Source organism: Paenibacillus sp. UNC496MF, assembly GCF_900113915.1.
GTDB classification, from domain to species: domain Bacteria; phylum Bacillota; class Bacilli; order Paenibacillales; family Paenibacillaceae; genus Paenibacillus_Z; species Paenibacillus_Z artemisiicola.
Map to the genome: position 1 here is coordinate 504,285 of NZ_FORE01000005.1, position 15,364 is coordinate 519,648.

The 15,364-nt window shown below is 63.2% G+C and carries 20 protein-coding genes; 3 read left to right on the forward strand and 17 right to left on the reverse strand.

Going from position 1 to position 15,364, the window contains the following annotated elements:
• Positions 1 to 2 precede the first annotated feature (2 nt).
• From xseA to BMZ79_RS07350, 17 genes are all read right to left on the reverse strand, one after another.
• A complete protein-coding gene (xseA, locus tag BMZ79_RS07270) occupies positions 3 to 1,355 on the reverse strand; it encodes an exodeoxyribonuclease VII large subunit (protein WP_090638070.1) in 1,353 nt (450 codons plus the stop codon).
• Between the two features lie 10 nt (positions 1,356 to 1,365).
• Positions 1,366 to 2,226: a bifunctional methylenetetrahydrofolate dehydrogenase/methenyltetrahydrofolate cyclohydrolase FolD gene (gene folD, locus BMZ79_RS07275; RefSeq protein ID WP_090638073.1), complete on the reverse strand. Its 861-nt coding sequence runs from the start codon at positions 2,224 to 2,226 to the stop codon at positions 1,366 to 1,368.
• A gap of 112 nt (positions 2,227 to 2,338) precedes the next feature.
• Positions 2,339 to 2,791, reverse strand: a complete 453-nt coding sequence (gene nusB / locus BMZ79_RS07280; RefSeq protein ID WP_090638075.1) for a transcription antitermination factor NusB — start codon at positions 2,789 to 2,791, stop codon at positions 2,339 to 2,341.
• Between the two features lie 196 nt (positions 2,792 to 2,987).
• Complete coding sequence (locus BMZ79_RS07285; protein ID WP_371263648.1) at positions 2,988 to 3,218, reverse strand: DUF2273 domain-containing protein; 231 nt, start codon at positions 3,216 to 3,218, stop codon at positions 2,988 to 2,990.
• Positions 3,219 to 3,229: 11 nt separating this feature from the next.
• A complete protein-coding gene (gene amaP, locus BMZ79_RS07290) occupies positions 3,230 to 3,793 on the reverse strand; it encodes an alkaline shock response membrane anchor protein AmaP (protein ID WP_090638080.1) in 564 nt (187 codons plus the stop codon).
• 151 nt (positions 3,794 to 3,944) lie between these two features.
• Complete coding sequence (locus tag BMZ79_RS07295) at positions 3,945 to 4,355, reverse strand: Asp23/Gls24 family envelope stress response protein (protein ID WP_090638082.1); 411 nt, start codon at positions 4,353 to 4,355, stop codon at positions 3,945 to 3,947.
• Between the two features lie 126 nt (positions 4,356 to 4,481).
• Complete coding sequence (accC, locus tag BMZ79_RS07300) at positions 4,482 to 5,852, reverse strand: acetyl-CoA carboxylase biotin carboxylase subunit (RefSeq protein ID WP_090638084.1); 1,371 nt, start codon at positions 5,850 to 5,852, stop codon at positions 4,482 to 4,484.
• Positions 5,853 to 5,909: 57 nt separating this feature from the next.
• Positions 5,910 to 6,395: an acetyl-CoA carboxylase biotin carboxyl carrier protein gene (gene accB / locus BMZ79_RS07305; protein ID WP_090638086.1), complete on the reverse strand. Its 486-nt coding sequence runs from the start codon at positions 6,393 to 6,395 to the stop codon at positions 5,910 to 5,912.
• 230 nt (positions 6,396 to 6,625) lie between these two features.
• Positions 6,626 to 7,390: a SpoIIIAH-like family protein gene (locus tag BMZ79_RS07310; protein ID WP_090638089.1), complete on the reverse strand. Its 765-nt coding sequence runs from the start codon at positions 7,388 to 7,390 to the stop codon at positions 6,626 to 6,628.
• 38 nt (positions 7,391 to 7,428) lie between these two features.
• The gene (spoIIIAG, locus tag BMZ79_RS07315) at positions 7,429 to 8,073 is read right to left on the reverse strand and encodes a stage III sporulation protein AG (RefSeq protein WP_090638091.1); all 645 of its coding nucleotides are present in this window, start codon (positions 8,071 to 8,073) and stop codon (positions 7,429 to 7,431) included.
• 16 nt (positions 8,074 to 8,089) lie between these two features.
• Positions 8,090 to 8,821, reverse strand: coding sequence for a stage III sporulation protein AF (gene spoIIIAF / locus BMZ79_RS07320; RefSeq protein WP_090638094.1), 732 nt, complete (start codon positions 8,819 to 8,821; stop codon positions 8,090 to 8,092).
• A 13-nt stretch (positions 8,822 to 8,834) separates the two neighbouring features.
• Entirely contained in the window at positions 8,835 to 10,106 is a 1,272-nt protein-coding gene (gene spoIIIAE, locus BMZ79_RS07325; protein WP_090638097.1) for a stage III sporulation protein AE, read from the reverse strand.
• Between the two features lie 5 nt (positions 10,107 to 10,111).
• On the reverse strand, positions 10,112 to 10,507 hold the full coding sequence (gene spoIIIAD / locus BMZ79_RS07330) for a stage III sporulation protein AD (RefSeq protein ID WP_090638100.1): 396 nt from the start codon (positions 10,505 to 10,507) through the stop codon (positions 10,112 to 10,114).
• Positions 10,508 to 10,546: 39 nt separating this feature from the next.
• Positions 10,547 to 10,750, reverse strand: coding sequence for a stage III sporulation protein AC (gene spoIIIAC, locus BMZ79_RS07335; RefSeq protein ID WP_090638103.1), 204 nt, complete (start codon positions 10,748 to 10,750; stop codon positions 10,547 to 10,549).
• Positions 10,751 to 10,765: 15 nt separating this feature from the next.
• Positions 10,766 to 11,284 carry a stage III sporulation protein SpoIIIAB gene (gene spoIIIAB / locus BMZ79_RS07340; RefSeq protein WP_090638105.1) on the reverse strand — a complete coding sequence of 173 codons (519 nt, stop codon included), beginning with the start codon at positions 11,282 to 11,284 and terminating at the stop codon, positions 10,766 to 10,768.
• The gene (spoIIIAA, locus tag BMZ79_RS07345) at positions 11,277 to 12,290 is read right to left on the reverse strand and encodes a stage III sporulation protein AA (RefSeq protein WP_090638108.1); all 1,014 of its coding nucleotides are present in this window, start codon (positions 12,288 to 12,290) and stop codon (positions 11,277 to 11,279) included. Before spoIIIAA ends, spoIIIAB begins: the two co-directional genes overlap by 8 nt.
• Before the next feature lie 121 nt (positions 12,291 to 12,411).
• The gene (locus BMZ79_RS07350; RefSeq protein WP_090638110.1) at positions 12,412 to 12,678 is read right to left on the reverse strand and encodes a YqhV family protein; all 267 of its coding nucleotides are present in this window, start codon (positions 12,676 to 12,678) and stop codon (positions 12,412 to 12,414) included.
• Positions 12,679 to 12,970: 292 nt separating this feature from the next.
• On the opposite strand from BMZ79_RS07350, the gene BMZ79_RS07355 reads away from it, so the two are divergent.
• The 3 genes from BMZ79_RS07355 to BMZ79_RS07365 all read left to right on the forward strand — a co-directional run bounded on the left by BMZ79_RS07355 (position 12,971) and on the right by BMZ79_RS07365 (position 15,313).
• On the forward strand, positions 12,971 to 13,825 hold the full coding sequence (locus tag BMZ79_RS07355) for a phosphosulfolactate synthase (protein WP_090638113.1): 855 nt from the start codon (positions 12,971 to 12,973) through the stop codon (positions 13,823 to 13,825).
• A gap of 209 nt (positions 13,826 to 14,034) precedes the next feature.
• Positions 14,035 to 14,739 carry a 2-phosphosulfolactate phosphatase gene (locus BMZ79_RS07360; RefSeq protein ID WP_090638115.1) on the forward strand — a complete coding sequence of 235 codons (705 nt, stop codon included), beginning with the start codon at positions 14,035 to 14,037 and terminating at the stop codon, positions 14,737 to 14,739.
• Positions 14,740 to 14,848: 109 nt separating this feature from the next.
• On the forward strand, positions 14,849 to 15,313 hold the full coding sequence (locus tag BMZ79_RS07365) for a DUF441 domain-containing protein (RefSeq protein WP_090638118.1): 465 nt from the start codon (positions 14,849 to 14,851) through the stop codon (positions 15,311 to 15,313).
• Positions 15,314 to 15,364 lie beyond the last annotated feature (51 nt).

Here is a 15,364-nt window from a genome sequence, read left to right on the forward strand (position 1 = left end):
GCTTACGCCTCCCCTTTCATTCCCCATACCTGGCATTCCAGCTGGCCGTCCGTCACGTTCACCTTGAGCAGATCGCCAAGCTGGACGTCGGCGACCGACTTGACCAGTTTCTTCCCCTGCTCGTCATATACTAAACTATACCCGCGCGCCATGACTTTAAGCGGGCTGAGCGCATCCAGCTGCCGCATCGAAGCGACGAGCTGCAGCCGCTTCGCCTTCAGCTCGCCGGCCATGCCCGCTTCCAGCCGCGCCGTCGCCTGCCGGAGCTGCTTCGCCGCGGTCGCCGCCCTGCTTCCGGGATGCGAACGGTTCAGCGCCGCCTGCAAGCGCGCGAACCGTTCGCGATTCCGTTCCGACAGCCGGATCGCGCGATGCCGCAGCCGCTCCCGCAGCACGTCGAGCCGCTGCGATTGCTGCAGCACGTACCGGCGCGGATTGACGAAGACCGGCGACCGGCGGGCGCGCGACAGCCGTTCCTTCCGGCTTTGAAGCGTCTGGCGCAGCATGTGCGCGAGACGCGATTCGGTCCGGGCGAGCTGCGCCTTCAGCTCGTGCACGCTCGTCACCGCAAGCTCCGCCGCGGCGGTCGGCGTGGCGGCCCGCAGGTCGGCGACGAAATCGGCGATGGTGAAATCCGTCTCGTGGCCGACCGCCGAAATGACCGGAATCAGCGATGCGGCGATGCTCCGGGCGACGGCCTCTTCGTTGAACGCCCACAGCTCCTCGAGCGATCCGCCGCCGCGGCCAATTATTAATACGTCGACCTCCGCCAATCGGTTCATCGTTTCGATCGCCCGGACGATCGAAGGCGCCGCCCCTTTCCCCTGCACGGAAACGGGAAAAAGCAGCACCGGCACGGAAGGGTGGCGGCGCTGCAGCGTGATGAGAATGTCCCGTACGGCGGCGCCGGTCGCGGAAGTGATGACGCCGATCGCCTTCGGGAATTTCGGAATCGGGCGCTTCCGCGCCGGATCGAACAGCCCTTCGTCCTGAAGCTTGCGCTTCAGCTGCTCGTACGCCATGTACAAGCTGCCGATTCCGTCGGGCTGCATCGTCGTGCAATAGAATTGGTAGTTGCCGTCCCGTTCGTAGACGGCTACGTTGCCTCTGGCCAGCACCTTGGCGCCTTCCTTCGGCATGAAGGCGAGGCGCTGGTTATGGGAAGCGAACATGATGCATTTCAGCCGGCTGTCCTTGTCTTTCAGCGTGAAATACATATGCCCGCTGGAGTGGTGCGTGAAATTGGAAATTTCGCCGCGCAGCCAGACATCGCTCAGAAGATCGTCCGATTCCAGCTTCATCCCGATGTAGCGGTTGATTTCTTTAATCGAAAAGACGCGCGTTCGGTCAGCCATCGTCCGAGATTCACCCCTTCGCCGCTTGCTGCCGCTTCGCGGCTTTCAGCGTGTTTTGCATCAGCATCGTAATCGTCATCGGGCCGACGCCGCCCGGAACCGGCGTAATGTAACCGGCGGTGTCCAGGACGTTCGCGTAATCCACGTCGCCGACCAGCTTGCCGGTCTCGAGACGGTTGATGCCGACGTCGATCACGACGGCGCCCGGCTTGACGAAGTCGCGGCCGATGGCGTTCGGCTTGCCGATGGCGACGACCAGAATGTCCGCCGTCTTGGCGATGTCCGCCATGTTGGCCGTCCGGGAATGGCAAATCGTCACGGTGGCGTGTTCGCGGAGCAGCAGCATGGCGACCGGCTTGCCCACGATGTTGCTGCGGCCGATCACGACGGCGTGCTTGCCGGCGATGCCGACGCCCGTCCGCTTGATCAGCTCGATGACGCCGGCGGGCGTGCACGGAAGCAGGCTGTCGTCGCCGATGACGAGATTGCCGACGCTGACCGGATGGAAACCGTCCACGTCCTTCTCCGCGCTGATCGCGTCGATGACCGCCTTCTCCTCGATATGCTTCGGCAGCGGAAGCTGCACGAGAATGCCGTTGATCGTGCTCTGCCGGTTCAGCTTGTCGATAAGATCGAGCAGCGTTTCTTGCGTCGTCTCGGCCGGGAGCCGGTGCACTTCGGAGTAGAAGCCGAGCTGCCGGCAGGCTTTCTCTTTGTTGCCGACGTACACTTGCGACGCCGGGTCTTCGCCGACGAGAACGACGGCCAGGCCCGGAACGATGCCTCTCGCCGCCAGCTTCGCCGTCTCCTCGGCGATTTCGATCCGGATGGCGTCGGAAATGGCTTTGCCTTCGATTCGTTGTGCTGTCACTTCGATCACTCCTATGGTCGCGCCCCGAAGGGCAGTAGTATCGGAAACCCCTTACGCCGGGTCGGCGCAAGGGGCTCATCTAGCTCATCTCTCCATGATGCGAACGGCGCCGTTATGCCTTCGGCTTGAGTTCGTCCAGCGCCTGCAGCAAGCGCCCGAGCACCCCGTTGACGAACTTGCCGGATTCGTCCGTGCCGAAATGCTTCGCCAGCTCGATCGCTTCGTTGATGATCGCCTTCGGCGGCGCGTCGTCCCGGAAGACCAGCTCGTAGCAGGCGAGGCGCAAAATCTGCCGGTCCACGCGCGACAGACGGTCGACCTGCCAGCCCGTCAAGTAATGCTGCAGCATGTCGTCGATCGCCGCTTTATGCTCCACGACGCCGTGAAGCAGGCTGCGGATATACTCGTCGACTTTGCCGACGTCCGCCGCGTCCGCTTCGATCTCGTTCTCGGCATGGACCTCGTCCACCAGCATGTCCACGGCGGACGACGCCGTCGCCTCTTCGTTCATTTCCATTTGGTACAGGCTTTGTACCACGATTTCCCGTGCTAACCTTCGTTTCATGTGTTCTCTGACCACTCCTTAAAAATTCGTCAAGGCGCGACCGTTCGCCGTCCGTGCCGGGCGGCGCGCCGTCGCGCTGAAGCGAAATCCGAACGCAACCCCTCGCGCGCGAGCGGCCGATCGGACTTCAAATTATGATCTCCTCCCTGCCCCGAACGGCTGCCGCGTTGTCCGGGGTACGGAGGAGACCATAGCGTTATTTGAACGGCCGCCAGCGCTCCGTCAGCCATTCCACGAGCTGCTGCCACGGAATGATCGGCCCCCGCTGTTCGTCCCTCATCTTGCCGATGGCATACCCGGCCCACAGCAGCAGGCCGAAAAACAGCATGTCCCAAAATCCGACGATAAAATAAAGAAGTCCGAGAACGACGCCGACGGACACGCCGGCGATCCGTCCGCCATAGGTTGTCCAAATTTCCTTCCACATCGGCATCACCCCTATTCGACCCGGCTTTTAAAGTTCGCGGTTTGGATGATGTTCGCCACGAAGACGGACACGTTCGCGACGGGAATCCCCGTGATTTCCTCGACATGGGATTTAACCGCGCGCTGGATGTCTTCCGTCAGCGTCGGAATGGAGCTCTCGCCGTCCGCGATGGCGCGCAGCGATACTTCGATGCCGGCTTCGCCGATGCGGATCCGCGCCTTCAGGTCCTTCACCCCGCGCTGGCGCGCCGCCGCCTTGAGCGCCAAGTTCTCGACCGTGTCGAGCGAGATGCGGATGTCGCCGAACTCCGTCCGCTGGTCGATGGACGGGGCGGACGCGTTGCTCGGCCGAAGCGAAATATAGAAGAACCTCAGGCTGATGAGGAAGACGACCGCCGCCGCCGTGACGACCGTCACCTGCAGCCAGCGCATGCCGCCGCCGTATAAATTATGTACGAGATTGCTCAGCCACGCTTCGGGAAACCAGTATACTCCCGCGCTGAACGCGACGGCCGCGACGGCTCCGATGGCGATACTGTAGAGAAACAACAGCAGCTTGTCCAACACTCTTATCAACGTCAGAAGCCTCCTTGGGCGGTTCTTCCCATCGAATGCAAGCAGCGCCCGAAGATTCGGACAGATGCTCCCATTCGTAGATAAAACCCCCTAGCGCCGAGCGGCAAGCCCAACCACTAGGGGGTATGAGTCATTCGTTTCTACGAGAGAATTATTTAAGCCGAAGCTGCGGGTCTTCCGCCTCGACGGTCTTCTCCGCGATTTTGAAATGAACGTCATGAATATGGACGTTGACTTCGACGACCTGTAGTCCGGTCATCGTTTCGATCGAGCGCTTGACGTTGCGTTGAATGTCCGAAGCGATTTCCGGAATCCGGTTGCCGTACTCCACGATAATGGACACGTCGACCGCCGCCTCGCGCTGCCCGACTTCGACCTTCACGCCCTTGGACAGGTTCTTGCGGCCCAGAAGCTCGGCGATGCCGCCGGCGAATCCGCCGCTCATGCCCGCGACGCCTTGTACCTCGATCGTCGCGAGACCCGCAATGATTTCGATGACTTCGGGTGCGATTTGAATAGTCCCCATGTCCGTTCTTTCATAGTCCGCTGCCAGCGTACTCATGGTTATCCTACACCTCCCGTTAAGTTGCGCGCCTCAGCCGCCAGCCGATAGCTTATCCGCTTCTTATTCCTATACTATAGCATTCTGGCGGAAATATGACAAACGCCGCGGAACTTGTTTCACGGCCTATTCCAGCGCGAATTCTTCGGGGTTGTCGACGTCGTGTTCCTCGAGGAATTTGATATCGAAATTGCCCTTCAGGAACATCGGATGGTTCAGCAGCTTCAGATGAAACGGAATGGTGGTCCGGATGCCGTCGACCGCGAATTCCGAGAGCGCGCGCTTCATCCGCGCGATGGCTTCCTCGCGGGTCGGTCCCCATACGATCAGCTTGGCGATCATAGAATCATAGTGCGGCGAGATCGTATAGCCCGGGTACGCGCCGCTGTCCACGCGGACGCCCGGCCCGCCCGGCGCCAGGTAAAACTGGATCTGGCCCGGCGAAGGCATGAAGTTCCGCTCGGAATCCTCCGCGTTGATCCGGCACTCGATCGCCCAGCCGTTGATCTTCAAGTCTTCTTGCGCGAAGGAGAGCGGATTGCCCTCGGCCACGGAGATCATTTCTTTGATCAGATCGACGTTCGTGATCATTTCGGTGACGGGATGCTCGACCTGGATCCGCGTGTTCATCTCCATGAAGTAGAAGTTGCCGTCCGGTCCGAGCAGGAACTCGAGCGTTCCGGCGCCTGCGTAGTTGACCGCCTGCGCGGCGCGGACCGCCGCTTGCCCCATTCGCTCGCGAAGCGCCGGGCTGAGCACCGGGCAAGGCGCTTCTTCCACGAGCTTCTGGCGGCGGCGCTGGATCGAGCAGTCGCGCTCGAACAGGTGGACGGCGTTGCCGTGCTTGTCGGCCATGATTTGAATTTCGACGTGCTTCATGCCCGTCAAATATTTCTCGAGGTAGACGCCGGCGTTGCCGAACGCCTTTTGGGCTTCCTGCTGCGCCGTCGCGATTTGCGATACGAGCGATTCCTCGTCCTCGGCGATGCGGATGCCTTTGCCCCCGCCGCCCGCCGTCGCCTTGATGATGACGGGATAGCCGATTTCGCGGGCTACGCGCACCGCGTCGTCCATATCCTCGACCAAGCCGTCCGAACCCGGAATGATCGGCACGTCCGCTTGCTTCATGGTCGATTTGGCGACGGATTTGTCGCCCATTTTGCTGATGGCCGTCGGGGACGGTCCGATGAAGGTCACGCCGCACGATTCGCAAATTTCCGCGAAGTCGGCGTTTTCCGCCAAGAAGCCGTAGCCGGGATGAATGGCGTCGCAATTGGTCAGCGTCGCCACGCTCATGATGTTGGTCAGGTTCAAGTAGCTGTCCTTGGACGCGACGGGGCCGATGCAGTACGCCTCGTCCGCCAGGCGGACGTGAAGCGATTCGCGGTCGGCCTCGGAGTACACGGCAACGGTTTCAATGCCGAGCTCGCGGCAGGCGCGGATGATGCGAACGGCGATTTCGCCGCGGTTCGCGATCAGGATTTTGTTGAATTTCACGGGTAAAAGCTCCTCTCGTGTCCGATGTTTCCGGCGTCGTCCCGGCGCGGGAACGGCTTATTCCGGTTTGACAAGGAACAACGGCTGTCCGTACTCGACAAGTTGTCCGTTCTCGACGAGAATCTCGACGATTTCGCCGCGCACTTCCGCCTCGAGCTCGTTCATCAGCTTCATCGCTTCGAGAATGCAGACGATGGATTTATCGTTGATGCGATCGCCCACGTTGACGTACGGCGGCTTGTCCGGCGAGGACGCGCGGTAGAAGGTGCCGACCATCGGCGATACGATCTGATGGTACCCGCTGTTCGCGGCGCCTTGCGCCGGCGAGGCGTTCTGCGGCGCGGCTTGCTGCACTTCGACGATGGGCTGGGAAACCTGCGTATATGTAGGAACGAGAGGCGCGCCTTGCTGGATGTTCACCACTTCGGGTTTGCCGGGTTTGCGGATCATGAGACGCGCGCCGTCGTTTTCGATTTCGAGTTCATGGACCGAGGTCCCGTCGATCAGCTTGATCAGTTCTTTAATCTCGCTCAGTTTAAACATCGTTTCACTCCTAAAAGTTTTTGCATCCTCGCTGCGGGACGCTTCGTGATCGTTTGTATGTAAGCGCTTCGTTCGCGGTCGCCGGACGGCGTTCAACCTCTCCGTGCCTGCGCATAGCAAATCATATTATAGCATAAATCCGCCAGAACACGAACCCCCATTTTGGCCGGGCCACGATTCTAAAAAAAAGCCCCGGCGCCGGGGAATCCGGCACCGGGGCTCGCCTGGCGTTACTTCACGTACTGGATCGTCAGCTGGTCCGGCGTCAAGCCGAGCCGGTCGATCGCCATCGTCAGGATGCTGTCGGCCTGGCTGCGCTCGAGCTTGTCGCTCTCCACGACGATCTTGTAGCGGTCGTTCGCGTCCGGCACGACGGCCGCGTTGCCGAACTGCTTCGAGAGCTCTTCTTCGAGTCCCGTGATCTTCGCGTTCTTGTCTTCGAGCAAGTCGAGCTGCTCCATCGAAGTAGCCGCGTCCTTGTCGCTCAGCTTCGTGTCGGACACTTGACCCATCAGCTTGTTGTACTCGTCGTAATAGGTATCGTCGCGCTCTTCCTGCAGCTGGCTGAACACGCTCGCGGCCACGCCGCCCGCTTCGCCCAGTTCCTTCAGCACGTCTTCGTCCGACTTGGCCGCGTCCTTGCCGCCGCTTGCCGCGTTCCCCGCCGTGCCGCCGTTCGCGGCGGAAGCGTCGCCCGCCGTGTCGCCGGCCGCTTTATCGTCCGCGGAAGCGTTGTCCGCCGCCGCGTTGTCCGCCTCGTTGCCGGCATCCGCGCCGTCGCCGGTCACTTCGTTCGTAACGATGGCGTCGTTACCGGCCGCGGAGCCCGACGCCTCGGTGGCATCGCTCTTCGCGCCCTGCTGCCCCGCGCCGTCCGTCGTCACGATGTCGTTCGACGGCGTGCTCACGTCTTCCGTGAACAGATAATACGCCGACAAAATCACCATCAAGCTGAGCATCGACACGAGCCAAATCGTTTGTCTTTTGTTATTCATTCCTGTACAGCCTCCCTTTTATTGTGATCCCTCGGAATCTATTGATGCTTGCGGGGAATGACCGAAATTCGGTTCACCGCAACGTTGAGACCCTTCTCCACGGCGTCGATGATGAGCCTGCGCACCGTGCCGTTCTCCGCGCCTTGGGCGACGATGAGCACGCCCCTGATCTTCGGCTGGATCCGCTTCACGATGATCGGCGCGCTGTCGCCGTTCGTATCGTACAGGACGACGTGTCCCTCTTTCGTGATCGAGGTAATCGTCCGTTTGCCGCCGTTCTTGTCCGTCTCGTTCGTAATCTGCTGCGCTTCCTTCTCGTCGATCTGCACGACCGCTTCTTCGGTGGAATCGACGGTAACCATGACGTCCAAAGGTCCGACGCCGACGATGTTTTCGAGCATTTCCTTCAGGCGGTTTTCGAGCGGCTGCTCGATGGCTTCGAAAGGATCGCCCGAATTGCTTCCGTTCTTGAACGCCGGCTCGCTGGGCGGCGCGTTCGCCTGCGACTGATCCTGCTGCTGCTGCTGCGGCGGCACTTTTTGAAACGTCAAGAACGAATTAAGGAGCATCAAAGCAGCCCCGATGCCGCCGATGACGAGCAGCCAGCGCAGCGTGCGCACCCGCTTCGGTCCCCCGTTTCCTTTGCCGACGGTCGACTCCAGCCCGTCCAGCCATTTGGCCAACGTCGTCCCCCCCTTCCTATCGCGCGGCCGCCGCTTCCGGCGCCGGCTCCAGCACGTCGACGGCCGCCGGGTTGACGGACCAGCCTTCCCGCAGCGCCGTACGGACCGCGCCCGCGGACGCCTCCGGCGCGGGCTTCAGCTGCGCCTCGTTCCCGTCCGCCGCGGCGTTCCCGGGCGCCGTCGGCGCCACGTCGACCTGCACGGCTTCCACGTCCTCGACCGGCGGCACGGCTTGCCCGCCTTCGGCCTCGCCCGCCGTTCCGCCGTCCGCCGGACCGCTCTGCCGTTCCGGCGCGAGCGTGACCCGGACGCCGCCGATCCCGGCGGGCTTCCCGTCCTTGCCGGCCGTCACCCGCACGTCCACCGCCGTCACCCGCAGCCCGGTCGCCTGCTCGATGCCCGCCTTCATCGCGTCCGCGAGCTGCCGCTCCGCCAGCGCCGCCGCCGACGAAGCGTCGCTGCGCTTCAGCTTCTCCGCCTCGCCTTGGATGTCCTGAAGCGTCGGCATGCGCAGCTCCTTCGCCGAGCCCGCTTGGACCCATTCCTGCACCTGCGCGTCCAGCTTGGCGCTGAAGTCGCCCTGGAGCACCCGGATGATCGGGGTCAGGATCGTCAGCAGGACGATCAGGCCGGCCACCAGCCGGACGTACCGCTGCATGCCCTTGTTCGGCAGCAGCAGGTCGATGAAGCCCGCGAGCAGCACCACCGCTATGATTTGCTGCAGCCATACGGCCAGCCACGTAAGCATCCCATCGCCTCCGCTACTTCATCATGATCGCCGCGTTGCCGGCCGTCAGAATGATGGTAATCGCCAGGAAGAACATGAGTCCGACCGCGGCCAGCGCGGCGAAGACGTAAATCAGCGTTTTGCCGATGGTCTGCAGGCAGCCGACGATCGGGCTGTCGCCGAGCGGCTGCATGACCGCCGCGGCGACGTTGTAGATGAGCGCCAGCGTGATGATTTTCACGGCGGGGAAGGCGCACAGGAACAGGATGATGACGACGCCCGCGAGGCCGATGGCGTTCTTGACGAGCATCGACGCCGACAGCACCGTGTCCGCCGCGTCGGAGAACGTCCGCCCGATGACCGGCACGAAGTTCCCGGTCACGAATTTGGCGGTCCGCATCGTCACCCCGTCCGTTACCGAGCCCGTCGCCCCCTGCACCGAGATGACGCCGAGGAACACGGTCAGCATGACGCCCATCAGCCCGACGCCGACGTTGCGGAGCACGTTCGCCAGCTGCGTCACCTTGAACCGGTCCGACAGCGAGCTCGCGATGTGCAGCACGGCCGAGAAGAACAGCAGCGGGAACACGATCGTGTAGATGACCGAGCCCACCGCGTGGATCATGAACACGATCAGGGGATGGAGCACCGTAACCGTCACCACGCTGCCCATCGTCGCCAGCAGCGTCAGGAGCAGCGGGACCATCGCCATCATGAACTGGATCATGCCGGTGATGGCGTCCTTCGCGTACCCGATCGCGACGTTGAAGCTGTTGACCGCGAGCACGATCATGACCATGTACGTGATGCTATACGCCACTTTGCTGACCGCATTGCGTTCGAACGCCGTCTGCATCGTCTCCAGCATCATGCTGAACACCGTCAGGATGACGATCGTCACGAGCAGCTTCCCGTTGTACAGCACCTCGTGAAGCATGTACCGCAGCAAGCCGGACAAGACCGTCGTCAGCTTCAGCCCTTTGCCGCCCGGCACGATCATCTCGACGAAGCTCGGGACGTCGCGGTCGGGGAAGAAGCCGCCGTACTCGTTCATCAGCTTGCTCCAGTAGCTCTCCACCGCCTCCGTGTCGATGCCGTTCAACTGCTCGTCCGCGATTTGCTTGTTGACGGCTTCCGCCTGCCGCTCGTCCGGTTCGGACGCCGCCGGCGCGGCTCCGTCCGCCTGCGCCCCGTTCGCCGCGGGTTCGGTCCCCGGCGCCGCCGACGCGGCGGCCGGCAGCAGGAGGAGCAGCCCCCACAAGAGCAGCAACGGAAGGACGACGCAGCGGATGACGCGCTGCCGCATAAGCTTCAACTCCCTATCGGCAGTAGGCCGAGCACGGTTTCGACGATGACGCTGATGATGGGGACGGCCATGACGAGAATGAGAATTTTGCCCGCGAACTCGATTTTGGACGCGATGCTTTCCTGGCCGGCGTCCCGGACGATCTGCGAGCCGAACTCCGCGATGTACGCGATGCCGATGATCTTGAGCACCGTCTTCAAGTAAATCGACGGAATCCCCGAGCGGTCCGCGAGCTGCTCCAGCACGCCGATGACCGTCTCGATCTTGCCGATGACGAACAGGAAGATGAAGAGTCCCGTGAACGCCGCCAGGAGAAACGCGAACATCGGCTTCTGCTCCCGCACGACGAGCACGAGCACGGTGGCGACGAGGCCCAGGCCGACTATCTGGATGATCTCCATTACCTACTCACCGCCTGCCCGCCTGCGTTTGCGCCGGCTTCATTGGAACAGGAAGATCGTCTTGATCTCCTGAAACAGGTCGTTCAACAGCCGGATGACCATAAACAGGACGACGACGAAGCCGATCAGCGTTACCCAATGCGCCATGTCTTCCTTGCCCATCTGCTTCAGCACCGTGTGAATCATGGCCGTAATGATGCCGATCCCGGCAATTTGGAATATGGCGCTCACATCAATGTTCATGCTTCCGGCACCCCACTAAAGAATCAAAATGACGATAAGCGCCGCCGTGAGCACGCCCAAGCTTCGCCACATCTTCGCGTACCTCGCGCTGTCCTGCCTCGCCGCCTCCTCCTCGAACGCCAGCTGCTGCGCCGCGAGCTTCAGATGCTTCAGCTGATCCTCGCGGTCGCTGATGCCGAGGTTATGGCCGAGCCGGACCAAGGCGGCCTGCTCGGGCTGCCGCATCGCCGTATTCGGCCAGATCGCCGCGACGGCCGCTTCCCAGCTTTCCCGGAACGAAGGCTCGCCGGCCCCGGCCAGCCGGCCGTTCACGTCCCGCAGCAGCGAGGCTGCCGGCTCCGGCACATGGGCCGCACAGCGCGCGATCGCTTCCGGCAGCGGCGTGAAGCCGTAGCCGATCTCGGTCTCGAGCCGCTGGAGCGCATGGATCAGCTGGCGGATCTGGTTCGGGCGAGCGGCGTAGCGGGCGGCCTGCAGCCAGCCGATCATGGTGCCGGCGAAGATGATGAGCGCCGCGCCGATGAGTTTAACCATGGCTTCCGCCCCCTTTCAGCGGTGTCGGTTCCCGCGCGGCCGGCGCCCGGAACGCGGCGGCCTGCACCGGCACGACGCGGGCGGTCAGCCCGCTGCCGCTTCGCTGCAGCTGCGCGCAGAGCCGGAAGGCGCCGGCGTCCAGCAGCCGCCCGAGTACCGGCCGGGCCCGCGCGTCGTCGAGATCGAGCGCGTGCGCGGTGGCGATCACCGCCACCCCGGCGTGGCTCGCGTCCAGGATGGCCGCGGCGTCTTCCTCGCGGCCGATCTCGTCCACGATCAGGATGTCCGGCGACATGGACCGCAGCAGCATCATCATCCCTTCCGCCTTCGGACAGGCGTCCAGCACGTCCGTGCGCGGACCGACGTCGAAGGTCGGCACGCCCCGGACGCAGGCCGCGATCTCCGAGCGTTCGTCGACGATGCCCACCTTCCGGCCCGTCCATCCCGACGCCGCGGGATGCCCCCAGGCGCCGCTGCTCGCCGCCCGCGCCAGATCGCGGACCAGCGTCGTCTTGCCCTGCTGCGGCGGCGCGACGACGAGCGTCGACTGCAGCGTCCGCCGGCCGTGATCGAGCAGCTTGGGCAGCAGGCCGGCCGAGGCGCCGACCACTTCGCGGGCGATCCGCACGTTGAAGGCCGCGATGTCGCGGATGCCGCGGACCCCGCCGCCTTCCAGCACGGTGCGGCCGGCCAGTCCGATACGGTGGCCGCCCGCGACGGTGATGTAGCCCCGCCGAAGCTCCTCTTCCATCGCGTAGAGCGAATGATTCGTCACCCGCTCCAGCAGCTTGCGGCATACGTCCGGCGTCGGCTTGTACGCCTCGCCGGGCCGCGAAAGCGGCTGTCCCGCCGGCGACAGAAACCAAAATCCCCGCGAAGTGCCGATTTCGAGCGGCCGGCCTTCGCGGATGCGGATTTCCTCCAGTTCGGCTTTCATCGCATCCGGCATGCGGCCCAGTATGTCGGCAAGCTCGGCGGGCAGCAGCTGCTGCACTCCAGTTAACATCGGGCATTCCTCCCGGGTTTCGTCGTCGGCCGCTTGCGGCGCGTTTTGCTAGCTTGCTAGAGCGACGGATTGTCCGATCTTTGTTCCCATTGTATGCGGGCCCGTCCCCGCGTATGCCATTCTACTTCCGCAGCGCCCCTATCAAAATGCACGCCACGCCGCCGACGATCCACAGCATTTTCCCGAACGACAGTTTGTCCGACAACCCCACGAGCCCGATCGTCGTGGTCGTGATGAGCACGATCGGCCCGACCAGGGCGAGCGACGAATTGACGACGAGCGCCTTGTCGATCTGATTCAAGCGAAGCATGATGAGCGCCGCCATGATTTCGAGCGTTCCCGAGAAGATGCGCAGCGACGCCATGCTGAGCACGATTTTATTGAGCATGCTATCCCTCTTTTCCTAGTAATCCGTCCCTCCGGCCGGACTCCTCCGGCAGCTTGGCCCTCTATCCTACTCTATGCGGGCCCGTCTCTCTTTCATTCGTCCAAAAATGGGCGCATGCCGGGTACCCGGCGCACCCACGCTGGGCGACCTGCATATATTGCTCGGGTGGTACGAAGAAACGGCCCTCCCCACGCGGACGGCGCGCGTCTCTTCCCCTATCGTCGCAAGCAGCTTGCGCCTTCGAAACCCCCCGAGGCGATTCGGGGCATCAAACGGATAGCGAGGAGATCGTATGAAATCTATTTCTCAGTCGGCATGGCCTGCCGCGCTTCGGGATCCGAGCGGCAACCGCGAACCGGTCTGCGGGACCGGCGGCGGGCTCGATTCGCGGACGACTGGCCGCGGGCAAACGATGGTGATCGACAAAGGATTGGGACGGCACGCGTTCGCCGATCTGCTGGAAACCGCCGGCCCTTATATCGATTGCGTCAAGTTCGGCTTCGGCACGGCGCCGCTCTACCCGGCGGACGTCCTGCTTGCCAAGATCGGGCTGGCCAAACGCGCCGGCTTGACCGTCATGCCGGGCGGCACGCTGCTGGAGGCGGCCGTGCGGCAAAACGCCGTCCCGGCGTTTTTCGAATCCGTCTGCCGGTTCGGCTTTAACGGCATCGAAGTGTCCGACGGCACGATCGAGCTCGACCGGAAGCAGCGGACCGCCCTCATTCAAGAGGGGCTCCGCAACGGCCTGCGGGTCGTCACGGAATACGGCAAGAAGCTGACGGGCTCCGTCGTCGACGCCGACGAGCTGCTGTTCACGGCGGAGGCCGACTGGCTGGCCGGCGCGGACATGGTGACGGTCGAGGCGCGGGAATCCGGCGTCGGCGTCGGCCTGTTCGACCGCAACGGCGATTGCGCCTTGAGCGAGCTGGAAACGATCGGCCGCACGCTCGGCGACATCGGCCGCATCATGTGGGAGACGCCGCTGAAGCAGCAGCAGGTGCTGCTGCTGAACGCGTTCGGGGCGGAAGCGAACCTCGGCAATATTCAGCCCTCCGAGGTCCTGTCCCTGGAAACGATGCGGCGCGGACTCCGTTCGGATACGTTTCATTTCGGGAAGCGGGTCGAGCCGTTCGTGTATATGATTTAAAAGCCCGGCGACCAAGGAGGGCTGTGCAACGGAAACGTCTTTCGATCGCTGTTGTACCCCCGAATTTCCGAACTCCTAAGCTAACAAAGTGAAATTCGGGGTACAAAGGCGAACGCTGACGCTTCTTCAGACCGTTTCCGTCTGCTCCGCCTTGCCGTCGCCCGCCTTTTAAATCGAGGGAGCGAAATCAGGAAGGAAGCGTTAGATTCATGCAAATCGAAGTCATATCCAGCGTCAATGAAGCGCAGGCCGACCGCTTCGCGCATCGGACCGTCATCGTCATCGACGTGCTGCGCGCGACGAGCTCGATCATCGCGGCGCTCGAAGCCGGCGCGGCCGGGGTCATGCCCGTCGAGACCGTGCTGGAGGCCCGGTCGCTGCAGTGCGGCGGCCATTTGGTCGCGGGCGAACGGTTCTGCCGCAAAATCCCCGGCTTCGAATTCGGCAATTCGCCGGAGGAATTCACCCCCGACGCCGTCAGCGGCAAGCGCATCGTGCTGACGACCACGAACGGCACGCGCGCGCTGCACAAGGCGATGCGCGCGGATTACGTGCTCGCCGGCGCGCTCGTCAACGCCACCGCGTGCGCGCAGGCCGCGCTGGAGCTACGCCGCGACATCGTGCTGCTCTGCGCGGGCAGCCACAATGAATTCGCGCTGGAAGACGGATTGTGCGCGGGACTGCTGATCGGCGAGCTGCAGCGGCTGAGCCCGTCCCCCGTCGAGATGAACGACCTCGGCTCCGCCATGCTCGGCTTGCATCGGAGCAGCGCCGGCAGCTTGCGCGAGCTGCTGCTCGGCTGCGCGACCGGCCGGCGGCTCGTCAAGAACGGCTCCGGCCGCGACGTGGATTACTGCAGCCGGGTGAACGCCAGCGCGGTCGTGCCGCGGCTGCACGGCGACATGCTCGTCTGACGGCTCGTAACGGGCAGACATATCCGCAAGGCTTGTTCCATACAATGGAGGTATGGACGCTCCATCACGTGCATGGAGGCGGTGACAACGAATGAAGGGGTCAACAAGCATGAGCGGGGAAGTCGTGCTGGTCGTTCTGATCATCATCGGGTTAATCGGCCGGTCGCCGATCATATCGACGGCGGCCTGCGTACTGTTGGTCGTGAAATTGGTTCATCTGGAGCGTTATTTGCCGGCCATCGAACGAAGGGGTCTTGAGCTCGGACTGTTATTTCTGACCTTCAGCGTCCTCGTCCCGTTCGCGTCGGAGCGGATCGGCTCCAAAGACATTTTGGGCGTCGTGACCTCGTGGCCCGGCATTCTGGCCTTGACCGGCGGCGCGATCGCCACGTTCGTCAACGGCAAGGGGCTCGAGATGCTGAAGCTCGATCCGCAGCTCATCGTCGGGCTCGTCATCGGCTCGATCTTCGGGATCGTCTTCCTGCGGGGCATCCCGGTCGGTCCGCTGATGGCGGCCGGCATCACCGCGATTTTGGTGAAGCTCTTCAGCTTCATCGGCAGCCGCTTCTTCTAAAGGACGGCTGCCGCGCGGCGCAAAGAAGCCTCCGGATCGCTTGCAGCGAAC